The following is a 253-nucleotide window of genomic DNA, read 5'->3' as shown; positions in this document are numbered from 1 at the left end:
ATTTTCCGGATTGGTATTATTTATGTATATCGCAGATAAGAAAAAAGCCCGCTGATTTCTCAGCGGGCTTTCTAATGGTGGTGGAGGGATAGGGATTTGAACCCTAGAACCGCTATTAACGGTTGCCGGTTTTCAAGACCGGTGCTTTCGACCACTCAGCCATCCCTCCAAAAAATTGTCATCAACAGATTAGTACACTGTAGATGTTGTTACATGTATACACAGGTAACGATATTTAAAGCCTGGCGATGTC

At 42.7% G+C, this 253-nt stretch carries 1 tRNA gene; it reads right to left on the bottom strand.

From position 1 onward, the window contains the following. Positions 1–78: 78 nt before the first annotated feature. Positions 79–169, bottom strand: a tRNA-Ser gene (locus AB4185_RS20925). Positions 170–253 lie beyond the last annotated feature (84 nt).

Origin of the sequence: Vibrio sp. 10N.286.48.F5 (assembly GCF_041469785.1) — a bacterium.
Lineage (GTDB): Bacteria > Pseudomonadota > Gammaproteobacteria > Enterobacterales > Vibrionaceae > Vibrio > Vibrio crassostreae_C.
Note: the sequence above shows the minus strand (reverse complement) of the source record. Positions and strands in the feature narration are given on the sequence as shown.